The 18,124-nt window shown below is 40.5% G+C and carries 10 protein-coding genes; 4 read left to right on the forward strand and 6 right to left on the reverse strand.

What is annotated here, in order from left to right; all coding sequences use genetic code 11:
• Nucleotides 1-95 precede the first annotated feature (95 nt).
• A complete protein-coding gene (locus V7K97_RS19220; protein WP_334802598.1) occupies nucleotides 96-2,339 on the forward strand; it encodes a dynamin family protein in 2,244 nt (747 codons plus the stop codon).
• Nucleotides 2,340-2,606: 267 nt separating this feature from the next.
• On the forward strand, nucleotides 2,607-3,299 hold the full coding sequence (locus tag V7K97_RS19225) for a DUF305 domain-containing protein (RefSeq protein ID WP_334802599.1): 693 nt from the start codon (nucleotides 2,607-2,609) through the stop codon (nucleotides 3,297-3,299).
• A gap of 326 nt (nucleotides 3,300-3,625) precedes the next feature.
• Here V7K97_RS19225 and V7K97_RS19230 read toward each other — a convergent pair whose 3' ends face one another.
• The 6 genes from V7K97_RS19230 to lepB (V7K97_RS19255) all read right to left on the reverse strand — a co-directional run bounded on the left by V7K97_RS19230 (nucleotide 3,626) and on the right by lepB (V7K97_RS19255) (nucleotide 14,332).
• Entirely contained in the window at nucleotides 3,626-5,005 is a 1,380-nt protein-coding gene (locus V7K97_RS19230) for a hybrid sensor histidine kinase/response regulator (RefSeq protein ID WP_334802600.1), read from the reverse strand.
• Between the two features lie 290 nt (nucleotides 5,006-5,295).
• Nucleotides 5,296-7,131, reverse strand: a complete 1,836-nt coding sequence (locus tag V7K97_RS19235; RefSeq protein ID WP_334802601.1) for a two-component system response regulator — start codon at nucleotides 7,129-7,131, stop codon at nucleotides 5,296-5,298.
• Nucleotides 7,128-10,841 (reverse strand): ATP-binding protein, encoded by a 3,714-nt coding sequence (locus tag V7K97_RS19240; RefSeq protein WP_334802602.1) that lies wholly within the window; start codon nucleotides 10,839-10,841, stop codon nucleotides 7,128-7,130. The genes V7K97_RS19235 and V7K97_RS19240 overlap by 4 nt, the downstream gene beginning before the upstream one ends.
• Before the next feature lie 538 nt (nucleotides 10,842-11,379).
• A complete protein-coding gene (locus V7K97_RS19245; RefSeq protein WP_334802657.1) occupies nucleotides 11,380-12,165 on the reverse strand; it encodes an MOSC domain-containing protein in 786 nt (261 codons plus the stop codon).
• Between the two features lie 719 nt (nucleotides 12,166-12,884).
• Nucleotides 12,885-13,496 carry a signal peptidase I gene (lepB, locus tag V7K97_RS19250; protein ID WP_334802603.1) on the reverse strand — a complete coding sequence of 204 codons (612 nt, stop codon included), beginning with the start codon at nucleotides 13,494-13,496 and terminating at the stop codon, nucleotides 12,885-12,887.
• A gap of 182 nt (nucleotides 13,497-13,678) precedes the next feature.
• Complete coding sequence (gene lepB, locus V7K97_RS19255) at nucleotides 13,679-14,332, reverse strand: signal peptidase I (protein WP_334802604.1); 654 nt, start codon at nucleotides 14,330-14,332, stop codon at nucleotides 13,679-13,681.
• A 446-nt stretch (nucleotides 14,333-14,778) separates the two neighbouring features.
• Between lepB (V7K97_RS19255) and V7K97_RS19260 the strand changes: the two genes are divergently transcribed.
• Together V7K97_RS19260 and V7K97_RS19265 are read left to right on the forward strand one after the other, a co-directional pair.
• The gene (locus V7K97_RS19260; protein ID WP_334802605.1) at nucleotides 14,779-16,098 is read left to right on the forward strand and encodes a dihydroorotase; all 1,320 of its coding nucleotides are present in this window, start codon (nucleotides 14,779-14,781) and stop codon (nucleotides 16,096-16,098) included.
• A 366-nt stretch (nucleotides 16,099-16,464) separates the two neighbouring features.
• Nucleotides 16,465-17,640: a patatin-like phospholipase family protein gene (locus V7K97_RS19265; RefSeq protein ID WP_334802606.1), complete on the forward strand. Its 1,176-nt coding sequence runs from the start codon at nucleotides 16,465-16,467 to the stop codon at nucleotides 17,638-17,640.
• The last annotated feature ends 484 nt before the right edge of the window (nucleotides 17,641-18,124 follow it).

Genomic DNA, 18,124 nt, shown 5'->3' on the forward strand with positions numbered 1-18,124 from the left:
GCTGCCGCCTCCCATAACCATAAGAAAGTGAGGCGGAGCCTCAATGATTTGCATTCCCAGCCTGTAGCCTGGGAACCGAGGAAGATAGGAGAACTATGCAACAACAGTATGAAGGTTATAAGGATTTAGCAGATTCTCTGAAGTCTGCATCTGCATTACTACATTTAGAGCGCAAATCGCAACTACATCAAGATATAATTGCCATCTGCAATCATCTCCTTAATCCTAGCTTTCGGATTGCGGTATTTGGCCCTTTTAATCATGGAAAGTCTACCCTATTGAATGCCATGTTGGGGAATCGTACCTTACCGATTGATTTAATTCCCACCACAGGCGCAGCAATTACTGTTAAGTATGGCTCTGATGTGCGAACTCGTATCATGTTGGTAGATGGTACAGAAATCTATCGCAGTGGTACAGAAGTTTTACAGCAATTTGCCATTCTTGATGGCAATAGACAAATGCGAAAGGATGTCGCATTTGTGGAAGTTTTTTGTCCCCATCCATTTTTGGAAACGGGTGTAGAATTTCTAGACTTACCGGGAACAAATGATCGAGATGAACAAGATAATTTAGTCAGAGAAAAACTTTTAAGTGCAGATTTAGTTATCCAATTATTAGATGCACGCAAGTTAATGACTTTAGGTGAACGGGAAAATTTACGAGATTGGCTATTAGATCGCGGGATTAAAACAGTTATTTTTGTTGCCAATTTTATTAACTTACTCGAACCCGACGAACAAAAACAAATTCAAAATCGCCTGGTATTTGTTGCAGAAAGCTTTCGAGCCGAATTACCTCCAGGTTTTAGTAATTTATATCGCGTTGATGCCTTACCTGCCTTAAGAGCCAGATTAAAAGGCGATGTTGCGGCTGCCAATAGTAGCGGTTTAGTAGCTTTTGAAACTGCTTTGCAAAATATTGTCGGGATTTTGCAACCAAATCGTGGTAGTGTGCGTTTGCCAAGAGTGCAAGCGATCGCTTCTCAAACCCAATTCTCATTAAAAGCTAAAATTTACTCCATTGCTATTGAAATAAAATCCTTTGATGATAAAGAAAATAGTAAAATTGAAATTAAACAAAAAGCAGCCAATTTAATTTATAAAGGTTTTAGTACTAGTGTGGGAGAGTTACGTGATTGGCTAACATTACCCAAGTTACTCACAAAATATCAAGCTGACGCGGCAGTTGCATTGGCAGAAAATAACTTTAAAAATTGGCAAATAAATACTCTTAAAAAAGACCTGACTCAATTGCAGTTTGCGGTGGTGAAATGGCTTTATCAAGCTTACGAATTTTTTCAAGAAGAACGACCACAAGATTTATTAATTCCCTTTCCTAGCGAACCACAAGTAATACTACCCTCAAAGCCCAGTAATACTGATGATTTGAGTGAACCGGGTTCCATCGCTGTTGGTGGTGGTATTGGTTGGTTGTTAGCCGGACCAGTAGGTGCTGCTGTCGTCGGGAGTATTTCTTATCTGTTAAATAAGAATATCCAAAAACAAGACGATCAATTAGCAAAGGAATCTTATCATCAGGAAGTTGCTAAACTTTGTATAACTGCAATTGAAGATTATTTATCTTGCTTCAGCAGTCAAGGGTTATCCATTTTGAATGAATATGAACAGAAAGCTGAGAAAGTAATTTGCTTTGAATTTAGTCAAGAACCGCTAGAAATTACTAATAAACGTGAACATTTGCAGCAATTACAAAACGCTTTTAATCAGTTGCTACGACAGTTAGAAAAAGTCAAAATCGTCTCAAATCATCAATATTATCAAGAAATACCCAAATCTAACAACACTAATAGAAAATATTCGCCACAGCCAAAGAGAGTTCAAACTTCCCCTGAAAAAGATACTGGTGTTAAGCGACAACAGGAAAATACTGCTAAGAATACTGGGACAAGGGTAGAATCTGTTTCTGCACCACCACCAAAAGCTTCTCCCTCTCCACGGAAAGAAGAGGTGGAGGCGAAATTTCGTGATTGGGAACTCAATGAGGAAATAGCGCGAATGAAAGCAGAGATGCGTAGCCCTAAGGCTTGTCGTCAGACATCGCCTGGTTCTCAAACTGGTAAACAGCAAAATACAACTCAAAGCAATAAAGCACCCAGTCAACCCAAAATCCAGACGGAAAAAGATAAAATCACTCGCGCCTACAGCATTTTAGGATTGCAAACTAATGCTTCTTTGGCTGAGGTAAAGCAAGCTTATCGAACTTTAGTAAAAAAATGGCATCCAGATTTGTTTGTGAATCAGCCACAACTGCTAAAACAAGCACAAGAAAAAATGCACTTAATTAATGAAGCTTACACAATTTTGAGTGATAAATGAACAATCATATCCCCAACTTTTCAAATAATCGGGGATCTTGAGATTTCATCCTAATTTCATTTCTGGCTGTAAAGCTAAGAAGTAAATATATAGGAATATGATTTGATTTCTGAAAAAATCTAAGTAGTATGTAGGGTGTGTTATGGCGTAGCCTAACGCACCCAAAACTTGAAGGTGGTGCGTTAGCCTTTGGCGTAACGCACCCTACGTATATTTCAATAATCAAATATGAGTCCTATAGAATTAAGAAACTGTTAGGTGAAATTTATGCAACTGCTATCTTTGAGGAATGGTTTTTTGGCGTTAACCCTGAGTGCGGCTTCAGCCGGTGGGTTAATCACAGCCTGTACCAATACTGCTTCCCAAAACCAAAGCCAAGCCCCAAACACAACCGCTACCAATACTAGGGATAACCAACAGATGAACCACCGTAGTGGTATGAATCACAGTATGGGAATGGATTTAGGCCCAGCCGATGTTAACTTTGATTTACGGTTTATCGATGCTATGATACCGCACCATCAAGGGGCTGTGGAAATGGCTAAAGAAGCGCAGCAGAAATCAAAACGTCCTGAAATCAAAAACCTAGCAGACAATATCATCAAATCGCAGAACCAAGAAATCACTCAGATGAAACAGTGGCGACAAGCTTGGTATCCCAAGGCGGGAGATAAACCAATGGCTTATGATAGTCAAATGGGGCATACGATGGAAATGTCATCTGAGCAAATGCAAGCCATGATGATGAGTCAAAACTTAGGTGCAGCCGATCCTAACTTTGATTTACGTTTTATCAATGCGATGATTCCTCACCATGAAGGGGCTGTAACAATGGCAAAAGATGTGTTAAGTAAGTCTAAGCGCCCTGAAATCAAGCGATTAGCCCAAGAAATTATTAACGCACAAAATACAGAGATTAAGCAAATGCAGCAGTGGCGAAAAACCTGGTATAACAAGTGATAAGCTAATGGGCATTTAATTTGCATAATCAAGGCGCTCATGTTGCCCACCCCACAAGATGTTGAAAAATTTTTAATATGCAAATTAGATGTGTTTTAGCTTAGTAATTAGTAATTAGTAATTAAGACATAGGATAAACCTTAATATCGGCTCGCCAATATTTGCTCTAAGTAGAGAGGCGTAAATAATTAAAGGTTTGTAGTGTACCCCTTTGGGGATCTTGCTAGGCGTAGCGTCTCGCAGAGAGGACTAAAATCCTGACTACAAAATAATATCAAGATTTTTTACAATAATTGTTCGTTTGAAAACCCAGTCCCCAGTCCCTTTTACGATTTTGAAAATTGCGGTGAGATATCAGGTTGTTCTATGGGAATTTCGATCGCAAACTCTGCTCCTTTGCCAACAGATGAGGTATAAGTAATATTGCCTCGGTGTTTTTGGACAACAATCTGATAGCTAATGGATAATCCTAGTCCACTACCTTTGCCTACAGGTTTTGTGGTAAAAAATGGGTCAAATAAACGCGATCGCAACGACTCTTCAATACCAAGACCATTATCAGCGATCGCAATTTTGACCATATCTAAGTTTATCACTTCTGTATGAATCTGAATTTGGGGAGTAGGGAGTAGGGAGTGGGGAGTAGAAAATTGATTCTCTACTCCCCACTCGCCATTACCCCTGATCTCCAGAGGGGACCCCACACTCCCCACTCTCTCTTCTATTGCATCAATAGCATTATTCAACAGATGCATAAATACTTGATTTAGTTCACTCGCATAACAAGTGACTAGGGGCAAGTTCCCATAATCTTTCACTACAACAATTGCCGGACGATCGACTGCTTCCCTGAGTCGATGTTGTAACATCACCAAAGTATTTTCAATGTCTTCATGGATATTTACCTGTTTCATCTCTGCTTCATCATGCCGAGAGAAGTGTTGTAGCGCCAGTACAATTTCCCGAATGCGATCAGATCCCCTATACATTGCACTTATCAGGTTTTGTAGATCCTCAATCATAAAATTCAGGTCTATATCTTGGGCTATTTCCTGAATTTTCGGTGTGGGTTTGGGATATTCCTGTTGATAGACCTTAATCATATTCACTAGGTCTTGGACATATTGACCAGCATATTGGAGATTCCCATAAATAAAACTGATCGGGTTATTAATCTCATGAGCCAGCCCAGCCACTAACTGTCCCAGCGCCACCATCTTTTCATTCTGAATTTGTTGAACTTGAGAGGCTTGCAAGTTGTAAAGTGCCTGTTGGAGTAGAAAGTTTTTTTCTTCGAGTTGAACTTGAAGCAAACGTAAATTAATCTGATTTTCAATTCGCAACACCACCTCTGCCCCATGAAAAGGTTTTGCAATATAATCTACACCACCAACATCAAAGGCTTTTACCTTATCTAGAACATCATCTAGGGCACTAATAAAAATTACTGGGATTTCACAAGTTCTATCGTCAGCTTTCAGTTGTTGGCAAACTTCATAGCCATCCATCCCTGGCATATTGATATCCAGCAAAATCACATCGGGCAAAACCATTTTACATGCAGTTAGCGCCATTTTACCGTTTAGGGCTTTGCGAACTTCAAAACCTTGTGCAGTCAGCATCGCCGATAAAAGCCGCAAATTATCTGGGGTGTCATCGACCACCAAAACATTTCTTTTATGATGGTTAGTTTGGTTAAAATGCATTATTATCAAGAGCTATGGGTATAGACATCTCCAAAAATTAATTATACGTTGTCAAAAATCCTTGGCATGCACAATTTATCGTCAATTCAAGGGTTTAAGACCCCAACCATTACACGTAGTATCAGTTGAGTTGGGGTTTAAATCCCCGACTCCAACTGTCTTTAATTTTGAAGTAATGAGTAATAAGTAATGAGTCATGGGTATTACTCATTACTCATTTATTTAAAAATTGTGCATAGGTCATTTTTACTAAATTCCTAATGAAATTTTTACCAGGTGTTATTTGATAGCTACCATTGAGGTGCTGCGGCAAGCAACTTAAGAACCAGTTGTTGTTCTATAGGTTGAGAAAACAGATATCCCTGAGCAAAATTACAGTTTAAACTTCTTAATTGGGCTAACTGTTCTTCTGTTTCGACACCTTCAGCGATCGCACTCATGCCCATTGAGTTGGCAATGCTAATCATTGCTGGTACTAACCCCATATTCTCTTTGTTCTCCTGCATTCGCTTGACGAAAGATTGATCAATTTTCAGGGCATCGAAAGGAAAACTATGCAGATAACTCAATGATGAATATCCTGTACCAAAATCATCCATAATCAACTTGATTTTTCGCTGCTTTAGTTGTTCAAGAATTATTTTAATTGCATAAATATTTTCCATAATTACACTTTCTGTAATCTCTAATTCTAAGTACTCAGGATTTATTTTATTTTCATAAATTATTTGGTCAATTTGTTCTACCAAATTGGTCTGTAAAAATAACCTAGCACTCAAATTGACACTAATAGTTAGAGGTTCTGGTGTCACTGGATGATGTTGCCAGACGCTTAATTGATGACAAGCTGACTGTAATACCCAAGTATTAATGGCATTAATCAAACCTGTTTCTTCGGCGATCGGAATAAATTCTATGGGAGAAACTAGACCACGAATTGGATGTCGCCAACGCACCAAGGCTTCAAATCCACAAATTCTGCCTGTAGTCAGCGAAATAATTGGCTGATAGTAAACAAGGAATTCTCGCCTTTGAATAGCCCTTCGCAAGTCATTTTCTAACTCTAAAAGCTGAATAGCTTCCTGATGCATCGCCGGATTAAAAACGTGATATTTGCCTCTTCCTTGAGCCTTAGCCCGATACATTGCCGTATCAGCATCCCGCAGCAAATACTCTGGGCGTTCGTAATCTTTATTCCCCCAACTAATACCAATACTGGCATTCATAAATACTTCATATCTTGACAGTTTAAAAGTAACTGATAGCTGTTGTATAATCTGTTGAGCAACTTCAATTGCTATGTTGATATCTGTAATATTTTCTATGAGAATTCCAAATTCGTCACCGCCTAATCGTGCTAGAGTATCAATAGGTACAAGACATGATTGCAGGCGACGACCGATGGCTATCAGCAATTCATCTCCCACCGAATGACCAAGGGAATCATTGACAACTTTGAAGCGATCGCAGTCCAAAAAAAGTACCGCAAACTGATAACTAGATTCTTGTTTAGCCCGATTGAGAGCATATTCTAGTCGCCTGATAAACAAAACTCGGTTTGGCAATCCAGTCAGTGAATCATGCAGCGCTATATCTAGTAGTTTACTTTGCAATTTCTGGCGGGAATTGATTTCTTCTTGGAGTTCCTCTAGAGCTTTTTCTAGATCCAAAGTTCGCTCTTTTACCCGATCTTCTAGTTCAACATTTAGTTTCAATATTTCTAATTGTGCCGATCTCAATGCCAGTTGATTTTTCACGCGCACTAAAACTTCTTGAAACTCAAAAGGTTTGGTGATGTAGTCTACACCACCCACCTTAAAGGCTTTAACCTTGTCCAAAACATCATCTAAAGCGCTAATAAAAATCACCGGAATATCGGCTGTTAGCTCCCAAGCTTTAAAGGTCTGACAAATTCCATAGCCATCTACTTCTGGCATCATAATATCGAGTAGAATCAAATCCGGTAATACTGTCTGAGTTGCTGTCAGCGCCATTTGCCAGTTTAAGGCTTTACGAACGTTATACCCTTCCCTTGTTAATATGGACGATAGAACCCGGAGGTTGTCGGCCATATCGTCAATAATCAAAATATCTTTTTTATCAGGGTCTAAATGCTCGTAATTCATTTTACGTTTGTTTTAGTCAATTCCATGATTTTCTCAAACTGGTAGTTATTTGCTAAATTCCTGAGAGCTTGGAAAACTTGACCATTATCTGATGGAATTTGCTTGAGTAACTCTAAAATCAATTCATCGCTACAGCTGGCTGCGGCATAGTGGATCTTTTCGAGCCACGGAGGTGACATTTGTGATAAAAGGCTCACGAGTTCGGCAACACTGATAAACATCTGTGTTGTAGGTTGATCGACAACTGCACCTTTTGTAGTTTCTACTTGGTTGGTATACTTTAAATCCAGATGTTGGCTGAGTTTTTCCAATAATACTTCCTGTGTGAATGGCTTGCGAATAAAATCATCGCAGCCAATGGATAAAATTTTCTGGCGTTCTTCCTCAAAGGCGCTAGCAGTTAGGGCAATAATGATCGTGTGTGTATTGGAGCAATCTGGCGTTGCTCCAGACAATTCGCAAGGGGGAGCCAAGGCTGTTGGTATCCACTTTGCAAAGGCGGATGCACCAGAAGCATCATTTCCCATGACACCAGTTGCTTCTAGTGAGGGAGAAGCTTTGCGTAGAACTTTAAGAACCTCGCAGTCGCCTGAATCGGGTAATCCTTGAGTAAGGTTCTGGCTCGGCGATGACGCTAGTTGTTTCAATTTTGGGAACCTGCACAACGTATTGGCTGCCCCATACCCTATTTGTTTAGCTTTAATCATTCTTGTGGCTTCGTAGCCATCCATAACCGGCATTCGCATATCCATAAAAATCAAGTGTGGTTGCCAAGATTCCCAATTAGCGATCGCTTCACTACCATCAGTAGCTTCCATGACTTCAAAGCCTAGAGATGTGAGAATTTTGACTAGCAACAGACGGCTTTCTTTAGAGTCGTCAACTACTAAGATACGGTATACTTTCTCAATCGGTGCTAAACCTCTAATTTGGGATTTAATTTTGTTTGTCGGCATTTCTATAGGACAAGTTAGAGCAATCTGAACATCAAAGGCAAATGTGCTACCAACACCAGGCATACTGCTGACAGTAATATCTCCTCCCATCAGTTGCACGTATTTGCGGCTAATGGCTAAACCCAATCCCGTGCCTTGTTGTGATTTTCTGCCGATTTCAGTTTGCTCAAAAGCGTCAAATAGCAAGTCAATTTCTTGTGGGGCAATACCACAGCCGGTGTCTTGTACCTCGAAGATTAGGGATTGGGAATTAGGGATTGGAGATTGGGTTGAAGAGGCAGAAGGGCAGGGAGCAGGGGGTAAGGGGGAGAATGAATAATTGCCTCTTTCGCCCCTGCTCCCCAATCCCCAGCGATGCACTGAGCTTGTCGAAGTGTCCCCAGCGATGCACTGAGCTTGTCGAAGTGTCCCCAGTCTCACCCGTAACGTCACGCTCCCCGTATCAGTAAATTTGATGGCATTTTCCAAGAGGTTGATCAAGACTTGATACAGTTTATGTTCGTCTGTTTCTATGTAATTAGGAATGTCTTGTGTATATTCAAACAGCAATTCTAAATTTCTTGATGCGGCACGCAAGTGCAACATCTCTTCTAAGTTCTTCAAAAGATGAATTAAGTCAAAGCTACTGCGATTTAATGTGATTCTGCCAGCTTCGATTTTGGACATTTCTAGAATGTCGTTAATTAAGTTGAGTAGATGTTCGCCAGCACGATTAATAATTGCCAAGTTTTCTTGATGTTCGTTGGATAGTGAATAATCTCGGCTCATCATTTGGCTAAAACCAAGAATTGCATTCAGTGGGGTACGTAGTTCGTGGCTCATATTAGCGAGGAATTCGCTTTTGGCGCGGTTGGCGGCGGCGCTGCGTGCGGCTTCCCGAACAGCTGCTTGTTGTTCCTGTGCAGCGATTTCTTGCGATTTAATCAGTTCTTCTTGGGTGGTTTGCAGTTCCTCGATCACTTGCTGGAATTCTTCAGTACGTTTTTTTACTTTAGCCTCTAAGGTGCGATTGTATTCTGCTAATAAATTTTCTGTTTGTTTGCGTTGGCTGATATCAAAAAATGTGGCAATCGCAAAAGCCAGATTTCCCGATTCATCATCAATTGGCTTTCCTAAAACCTCAATGGGAGTAATCTTGCCACAACAGCGAATTTCCATATCATCAACCCTGGTGTTTTCCCCTTGCAATGCTCTCAAAATCGGCAGGCGATCGCTAGGGTAAAGTTGATCTGTCCCGGCCAGGTAAGCTTGATATACCTCTGATAATTTTTTGGTGCAAACTTCTGCCATTGCTCCTTGACCAAGAATTTCCTGCCCAATTTGATTTGTATAATAAGGTTTACCTGCCGCATCGACGATCAATACACCTACCGGCATGGCTTCTAAAAACTGAGTAAGCTGACTCTGATTGTGAGATAGCGCCTCATTTAAGACTTGCATCTCGCCATTCTTTGCTGACAAAACACTGAAGGATGCTTGGAGTTGCTTTGCCATAGTTTCAAATGACTTGGCTAGTTCTCCCAGTTCATCGGAACGCTGAATTTCTGGTGTTTGCTCCCATTCACCTTGAGCAATTTTCTTCGCTGATGCGTTTAATTGTAAAATCGGCTTAATTACCCAACGAGCCGTCAAAATCCCAATTCTTGTAGCTACTAAAAAAGCAATTATGCAAAGCAAAATAGTAATGCGGGTGTTGGCGTTAATTTGCTCCATAAATTCGCCTTCGGGAATCACCGCCACAATTAGCCAATCTAAACCCAGTTCGTCCTTCCAGCTTTTTACCTGCACAAAATAACGCATTCCATCGGCGGTAAAAATTAGCTGTTTCTTCCCCACAACAGACTGAAGACTGCCAAAGTGTTTGATTAAAGACTGTGTTGTGAGTCTAATTAAAGAATTTTGACTATCTAATGCTGATCGACGTTTTCCTTTGCCATTAACGATGGTATATGGTGGATTGCTAGTAGAAGAAGCCACTATTAACCCAGAACGCTCTAAAATAAAAGTTTTACCCGAACGCTCGACATTTAATTTAGCTAAAAAGTTGCTGATTTGTGACAATATCAAATCGATACCAATCACCCCAACAAGTTTGTGAGTTTTATCGTAAACAGGATAGCTGGAAGATATGGATAAAATTTCTGGTTTATCTTCCCATTGATAAATTTGACTCCAGACGGGTTTGCCTATTTTGATTGCATCTGCATACCACGCTTCTGCACGAGGATTATAATTTTTGACTTGCTGTAACTGGCGGCGATTGCCTTTCTGGTCTGTATTGTAAACATAAAGTTTTCCGATGCCATGCTTTTCGGTAACTTCATTAATTAAGAGCGTGCCATTATCTAAACGTTCAATGCCGATAAATTCACCTTTGGGGTTGGCAAAGTTGTTATAGCCAACATCAAAAACCTGCATTTGTTTCCAAAAGTAATTTCCGGTGGTTTTAAAGTCTGAAAGGTTGAGTAAACCTAACTCAATCGCATCTAAATTGATTTGATTGATTTGCTTTGGGTTTGTTAAATAGTCATCAAGATGCTGCTCAATGCGATCGCAGATTTCACTTTCTAATTGACTAGCAAGCTTATTTACCGCTTTTTGGCCGTTTTGATACGAAAGATAGCCCACAAGCCCCATCGCCCCACAAATTTGCAATATAAAGGGCACGATCAGAACATATTTCAGGGGCATCTTGGCATAAACTTTGCCAACTAACTGATTAATAGATTTGGCGGGCTGAAGTTTGGATAACATTGTTGTTTAATTCTTCACCAGCATATAGTAGGTGTATTTTTGCCCTATCAGCTACACTCGATCTCTATATAATTACGGAATAAATTCGCTTGGGTCGTGATATATTTTGTATAAAAAAAGAACCATGAGTTCATTGTATACCTGTTTAACTGGCTAAGTTCCTCCAATGCTTAACTTTCAAACTTTGCTTAGGCGTAGCCGGTTGTAAACATCGCCTATATCGGGGGAGTAAGCCATCGCAGCTGAATTTGCTTAGTTTTATCTGCCAATATGTCAACAGATTTTCTCTGAATGAACTGAAATTTAACCGATAAGCTCCAGTATGGCATTATAAAACCCCGGTCGCCATTAGCACCCAAGCCTAAATTGAATTTTTAATTGCTGATGTCTTAATTATCCGGTCTGAAAACCTCTGGACTTGTACAAAAACTTATCTTTAACTACAACAATTTTAAAATTGTCATACAAATACACAGTAAAAACAAAAAAAATCCCCAAAAATTTACTTAGGATTTTTTATTCTAAATAAATATTAATTTTATTGTGGAAGTATGTCAACCTCATCGCCAAGTTGTAAAACTTTTTCGGCTGATGATGGAGGTAATTGGGTATTGACACTCAATCTGTAAAAGTGATTAAAAGGCGATGAAGCAACCCAATTTGGCATAGTTGCTTGTCGCTGGGTTGCAAAGATTTTTTGAAAGTTTGGGTAAGCTTCCCCTAAGCAAGAATCGCGTGTTGGGACTATACAACGCTGACATGGGTTAACCCCAAAAAATTGCACATCTCCTACTTGAAAGGAGACTAAATCACCTTGTTCACTAAATAGCCGATCTTCCCAAAATGCTGGGATACCCCCAATCTCGATGTTGGCACGCATCCGACGGCGCATTTCATCTACACTTAAACCGGGAAACCAAGAAGCTACTTCTACCAAAGTTGCCGTACTAATTACCGTTGGGCCAAGTGAGTGTGTATCGTCAGGAAAACCCATCAGAGAGTTTTGCTTCAATGTGACAGCAAACTCAAAAAAATCACTTAAAATTGCTTCTAATGCTTGCCGTTCCTCATCCAGATGAAAAATTTGTTGTGAGTCACCACCTGGGATTTGCAAAGAAATAATTCTATTTAAGACGGCAAATTGCGCCCTTAATAAATGGATTTTAGGATGACGCTTGCCATTGACAAATCTACCCTGTTCGTCAAAAATTGCAAACTCGCGGTCATATTGTAGTGCGCCACTGGCAAGGACTCTAGCGTTCTCAACTTCAACACCATCCAGTGACTTAACTGGATACAGCAAAATCTTTGCTAGATAAGGCATCATAGCAATTTTGGATTTGAGATTTGGGATTTGGGATTAAACATTGGTGATTTAAGTAAGTGGGTATGAATAATTAAAGGTTTGTACTAAGTAGACATCTCCGAAAAAGATTTAGATACCACAAATTTCCACCCAGACCTAACCCCCCTTCCCCCCTTCCCTACGAGGGAAGGGGGGTTTTAAAGCCTCTCGACCTTTCGGGGAGAGGTTTGGAGAGGGGTCTTTTTTCTTTTCTGGAGATGTCTAATTGTTCCGCCATATCTAAAATTTGTATAACTCTTGTAGGGTAGGCATCTTGCTCGCTCAAATTATGCAAGTTAAATATGGAACAGCTTACGAGCCAATTTAATGAATTTTACATTGCTTAACATAGCCTGATTTATTCTTGTCCACTTACTTACCGAACAAGGCAAAAGTAAAAAGTAAAAAGGCACTCATCAAGAAAAAGAAAAATGGTTTGAGAGCAACTAAATTTATTTATGGAATGAAATAAAAACATTTATAACGATAGCGCCGGCGGCAAGCGAGTCATCGAGCGTCGTGGCGCAGCGCGTTCGCATGATTGCGTCTCGTAGAGAGAAATAAGGTGTCATTATTAAATCCCCTCAATTTATTTATGGGGATTATCTTTTTACTTTTTACTTTTTACTTCTTACCACTCCCCCATCTAAAATATAAAATTCCTTTGTAAATTAATTCAATTGATCGATGATTGTTAATTAGGGATATAGTGGCGATTTATCTATTCCTCCAATATGACTTAGAGGCCAGAAGCGAACTACAGCAAGTCCAATAAGATTTTGGCGGGGGACAACACCCCAGCAGCGTCCATCGTAACTGCTGTTACGATTGTCACCCAGTACTAAGTATGAATCGGCTGGTATAGTCTGGGGTTTTGCCAAAAAAGGTGCCTGTGGCGCTGATTGGCAAACATCAATGACTGTAGTCTGCCCAGAGCTGAGGTAATTACCCTCTGAGAGGGGTTTGTTGTTGATGTAGACTTTGCCATCCTGAAGTTGTATTTTTTCTCCAGGTAAGCCAATTATACGTTTAATAAAAGCATCCTTAAATTGTTGCTTTTGTAGCTCTTCTGTAGGTGAAAATACTACTATATCTCCCCTCTGCGGGTTAGCAAATTTATACTTCAACTTATCGACAATGATTTTGTCTGCCTCCCACTGGTTTGGCGTACCATGCAGAGTTGGTTCCATAGCGCCAGAGGGAATCCAACGAGCTTCGACAAACTTAATATAAACAAGAATATAGAGACCAATTAACCCTGAGACTAATACACTACTGTATACAACAATATTACGGATGATCTTGGGCATACCACATCCTCCTTCGTTTTTTCTCAAAGCTAGCTGATTGCTCAAGCGAAGAATATAACAGTCCTAAATCATTCTTCGGCAAGAGCATCAAGCTAATTATCTCTCAAACCCATGATTCTTGTTCGTCGCAAAAATTAGGGTAGTAATAAGTTAAGTGAGAAGGTGGAAATGTTTACCCATCTTTATGGAGTTTTTTGTGGATATAGTGGCGACTTATAAAGGCCACCAATATGATTTAGAGGCCAGAAGCGAAATACGGCACGTCCAATAATATTCTGGCGGGGGACAACACCCCAGCAGCGGCCATCATAACTGTTGTTACGATTGTCACCTAGTACTAAATATGAATCAGCCGGTATAGTCTGAGGTTTCGTCAAAAAAGGTGGATCTGGCCTTGATTGGCAAACATCAATGACTGTGGTTTGCCCAGAACTGAGGTAATTAGCTTCTGGAAGGGGTTTGTTGTTGATATAGACTTTACCATCCTTAAGTTGTACTTTTTCTCCAGGTAAGCCAATTACACGCTTAATGAAAGCATCCTTAAATTGTTCTTTTTGTAACTCTTGTGTAGGTGAAAATACTACAATGTCTCCCCTCTGTGGTTCAGCAAATTTATACTTCAACTTATCGACAATAATTTTATCTGCCTCCCACTGGTTATCGACACCATGCAGAGTCGGTTCCATCGATCCAGAAGGAATCCAGCGTGCTTCTGCAACAAAGGTGCGAATTCCCAGAGCTAAAACAATGCTCAAGACAATTGTTCTACCTAGCTCTGCGATCCAAGAATTATCGGGTTGTTGACTAGAATTGTTATCAGACACTTGATTATGCATGAAATTACTTAACTGAATGAAAAATGTAGGTAATTAACTCACCTAGTGAGACTTGATCTGTTAATCTTAACGGGAAAACTTTAATTTCCTAGTCATGTTTGCCTCTTGACTACCAATTTTAGATTGTGGACTTCGGTGTGAGCGCTCAGTCGAAGATTTGAGTTTTGGATTGGGGGTGTTTTTTCTGGGTTATGACTCGCTTCTAGTGGGCGAAACCAATCTAAAATCACCAAGCCATATCCCTTATAGGATAATGAGTTGCGCTGGAAGCGCACCAAAGGTGCGACCTAAAATCCCAAATTGATGGACGGGGTTCTTCATACAATTAAAAATAAACTTTTTTTTAAGACACGGCAAAAATTGGTTACTCCGATCGCGAATAAGTTTAACCTAAAAGCATGGTTCTCTGTAATACATAGTTTCCTGTCTGAACTTTAGTTATCCCTATGTCATCTCCAAAAAATTTACTGATTCGCCGCGCTCGCATAATTCTACCCAATGGTGAACTGATGATTGGGGATGTGTTGACGCGCGATCGCCAAATAGTCGAAGTTGCGCCAGAAATCTCCCAAACAGCACTAGCCACTGAAATTGACGCAGAAGGGTTAACTTTGTTGCCAGGAGTGATTGATCCGCAGGTGCATTTCCGCGAACCGGGGCTAGAACACAAGGAAGATTTATTCACCGCCAGTTGTGCCTGTGCTAAAGGCGGAGTCACTTCTTTTTTAGAAATGCCCAATACGCGCCCCCTGACAACGACACAGCAGGCTTTAGACGACAAACTAGAACGTGCCTCACATAAGTCCTTAGTTAATTATGGATTTTTTATTGGGGCAACGGCAGAAAATTTACCAGATTTGCTTTTAGCAAAGCCAACACCGGGAATTAAGATTTTCATGGGGTCGATGCATGGTCAGTTGCTAATTGATGGTGAAACAGCACTGGAAGCCATATTTGCTAAAGGCGATCGCTTGATTGCCGTTCATGCCGAAGACCAAGCTAGAATTAACCAACGTCGCCAAGAATTTGCCAACATTCACAATGTAGCCGTTCACTCTCAAATTCAAGATAATCAGGCGGCATTGCTGGCAACTCAACTGGCATTAAAACTTTCTCACAAATATCAACGTCGTCTGCATATCCTGCACTTGTCAACGGCTGAAGAAGCAGATTTACTGCGTCAGGATAAACCGAGTTGGGTGACAGCAGAGGTAACGCCACAGCATTTGTTGTTGAATACTAGTGCTTATGAAACAATTGGCACATTAGCACAAATGAATCCACCTTTGCGATCGCCCCACGATAACGAAGTTCTCTGGCAAGCTTTGCGCGATGGCGTGATTGATTTCATCGCTACAGATCATGCCCCGCACACCTTAGAAGAAAAAGCTCAAGAATATCCCAATAGCCCTTCGGGAATGCCTGGGGTAGAAACTTCCCTAGCTTTGATGCTAACGGCGGCGATGGAAGGAAAGTGTACTGTGGCTCAAGTTGTGAACTGGATGTCTAAAGCTGTAGCTGTAGCTTATGGTATTCCCAATAAGGGTGCGATCGCACCTGGTTATGATGCTGATTTAGTGCTTGTAGATTTAAACACATACCGTCCAGTGCGGCGGGAGGAACTTTTAACTAAATGCCATTGGAGTCCCTTTGAGGGCTGGAACCTCACCGGCTGGGCTACAACAACTATTGTCGGCGGTGAGATAGTTTATGACAAAGACCAGGTAAATACGCAAGTCAGGGGTCAAGCTTTAACTTTCTTATAGCAAATATTTATTTAACATTACGTAGTAGACGGATAATTCTACATCAAAGTCATACTTTAACTGGCAAGATTTTCATCTATCCAGGGTCAAGACTAGACCAATGCAGTATTGATATCATGTCCGCTTGAATACTTACTAAACCCGAAGAACCCCACCCCGCCAAAGCTGTGCTTTGTCTCCCCTAAGAGCCGGCTCTTCGGGGCTGGGGGTGGGGTGCAATGACTGTGGGAATCATAACTAATTATCCGGGCTTGATATGACTTGTCGCTAGATCAGAAATTGCAACTTGAAACCCTAAATTTATTTGTAAGTGTTTCAAGTCAAATCTTCAATAACTACTCATAGAAATAATCAAGGAGAATTACAATGTCCTTCAAAATTTTAGCTTTAGATGGTGGTGGTGTTCGTGGAATCATTGCAGCACGAATACTTCAAAAAGTAGAGCAAGAAATTAGAAGTCAGGGTAAAGGAAACTTTTTACACGAATACTTTGACCTAATTGCTGGTACTTCTACTGGTTCAATGTTAACAGGAGGGATTGCTATGGGAAAGGAGAGTGATGAACTAATTAAAATGTATCTAGATCGGGGTAAAGATATATTTCCAACCGATAGAAAAGACCGCTATAAAAACTTCCCGCCCATCATAAAATCCATTTTGGATGTACTTTCACCACCTAAATATTCTCATGATGGAATTACTAGCGTCCTCAAAGATGCGTATAAATCCACAAGAATGAAGGATATTGAAAAACCCATTATTTTGATTCTTGCTTACGATACGCTATATCGCAACACAACCTTTTTTACAAATTGTCATCCCGATGTAGGAGACAAATGGTACGATGATTGTTATTTATGGGAAATATGTACCGCTTCTGCTTCAGCACCCACTTTTTTTCCACCATATAAACTAGAACCTGTAGATAAAGAAAAATTTGGTGATTGGCAATTTCCCCATATTGATGGAGGAGTTTCTGCTAACAACCCCTCTCTCGCCGCTTTGAGTCTAGTTATGAGGATCAGTCAATCTTCAGTCTCTCCAGCAATCAAGCAGAAATATAAACTGGATAATCTGCGATTGGAAGATATTTCTATCCTTTCTATTGGCACTGGTCAAACTGGTGAACCATATCAATATGAGCAAATAAGGAAGTGGAGAGGCTTCGACTGGGCAAAAAATCTGACTAACATCTTTATGGAACCTACATCTGAGATTGGTACTACAATTTGCCGACAAATCATGGGTGGATACGATTCTAAACGTTATTTACGTCTTCAGTTTGACTTAAATGAGACATTTAAACCCAAGCCAAAAGAGACTTATAAAGATCCTCGCATTGTATTACCTCCAGAAGATCGAAAAAACCGATTTACAGGCGAAAAAGTAAATCAAGAAATAGATAACGCTAATTCCGAGATTCTTCAACAGTTAATAGATACTACCTCTATATTCATTGATAATGGTCGTACATATTATACCAGAGACGACTCCGGTCCTCTGGTAAAAAATGCGATCGCCTCTTTCGTTAGAGATAATTAGTAGTCGTTAGTCCTGGATTTTAAGCCCTGAAGTGCTGACTATAAATTCATCAAAATTAATCAAACAGACTCCTAGTGGGGAGCATCTCAGCGAAAGCAAATATACTAGGCGATTAGAAATCGCGGCTACACAAACGTACTCCTTTGGAGAACCCGTTGGCGCAGCCTCTCGAAGAGAAGGGTAGAATTTGAAACCCAGTTCGGTGGGTAAGGGACTGACAAACAAAAAAATATCCCAGAAAGGACACAAAACCCTCTTTATTTCTCCTCTCTCTGTGTTCTCTGCGCGGCAGTCGCTCATGGGGGAAACCCCCAGACGCTCTCTACGAGACGCTAAAAGCGTAGCTTGCTTCCCTGTAAGGGTACGCGGACTCGCTTGCCGCCGGCGCTATCGCTTTTAGCGTCTCCCCTTCTCACATTGGGAGAGGCTAGCGCCAAGGGAGAAGACCGCGCTCCCTTGCCTCTGTGGTTCCTTTATTTGGATA

It is taken from the genome of Nostoc sp. (genome assembly GCF_036917815.1).
Classification (GTDB): Bacteria; Cyanobacteriota; Cyanobacteriia; order Cyanobacteriales; family Nostocaceae; genus Nostoc.

Coding starts and splice junctions, on each gene's coding strand:
- V7K97_RS19220 (WP_334802598.1), top strand. CDS start 96: ATGCAACAACAGTATGAAGGTTATAAGGATTTAGCAGATTCTCTGAAG.
- V7K97_RS19225 (WP_334802599.1), top strand. CDS start 2,607: ATGCAACTGCTATCTTTGAGGAATGGTTTTTTGGCGTTAACCCTGAGT.
- V7K97_RS19230 (WP_334802600.1), bottom strand. CDS start 5,005: ATGCATTTTAACCAAACTAACCATCATAAAAGAAATGTTTTGGTGGTC.
- V7K97_RS19235 (WP_334802601.1), bottom strand. CDS start 7,131: ATGAATTACGAGCATTTAGACCCTGATAAAAAAGATATTTTGATTATT.
- V7K97_RS19240 (WP_334802602.1), bottom strand. CDS start 10,841: ATGTTATCCAAACTTCAGCCCGCCAAATCTATTAATCAGTTAGTTGGC.
- V7K97_RS19245 (WP_334802657.1), bottom strand. CDS start 12,165: ATGCCTTATCTAGCAAAGATTTTGCTGTATCCAGTTAAGTCACTGGAT.
- lepB (WP_334802603.1), bottom strand. CDS start 13,496: ATGCCCAAGATCATCCGTAATATTGTTGTATACAGTAGTGTATTAGTC.
- lepB (WP_334802604.1), bottom strand. CDS start 14,332: ATGCATAATCAAGTGTCTGATAACAATTCTAGTCAACAACCCGATAAT.
- V7K97_RS19260 (WP_334802605.1), top strand. CDS start 14,779: ATGTCATCTCCAAAAAATTTACTGATTCGCCGCGCTCGCATAATTCTA.
- V7K97_RS19265 (WP_334802606.1), top strand. CDS start 16,465: ATGTCCTTCAAAATTTTAGCTTTAGATGGTGGTGGTGTTCGTGGAATC.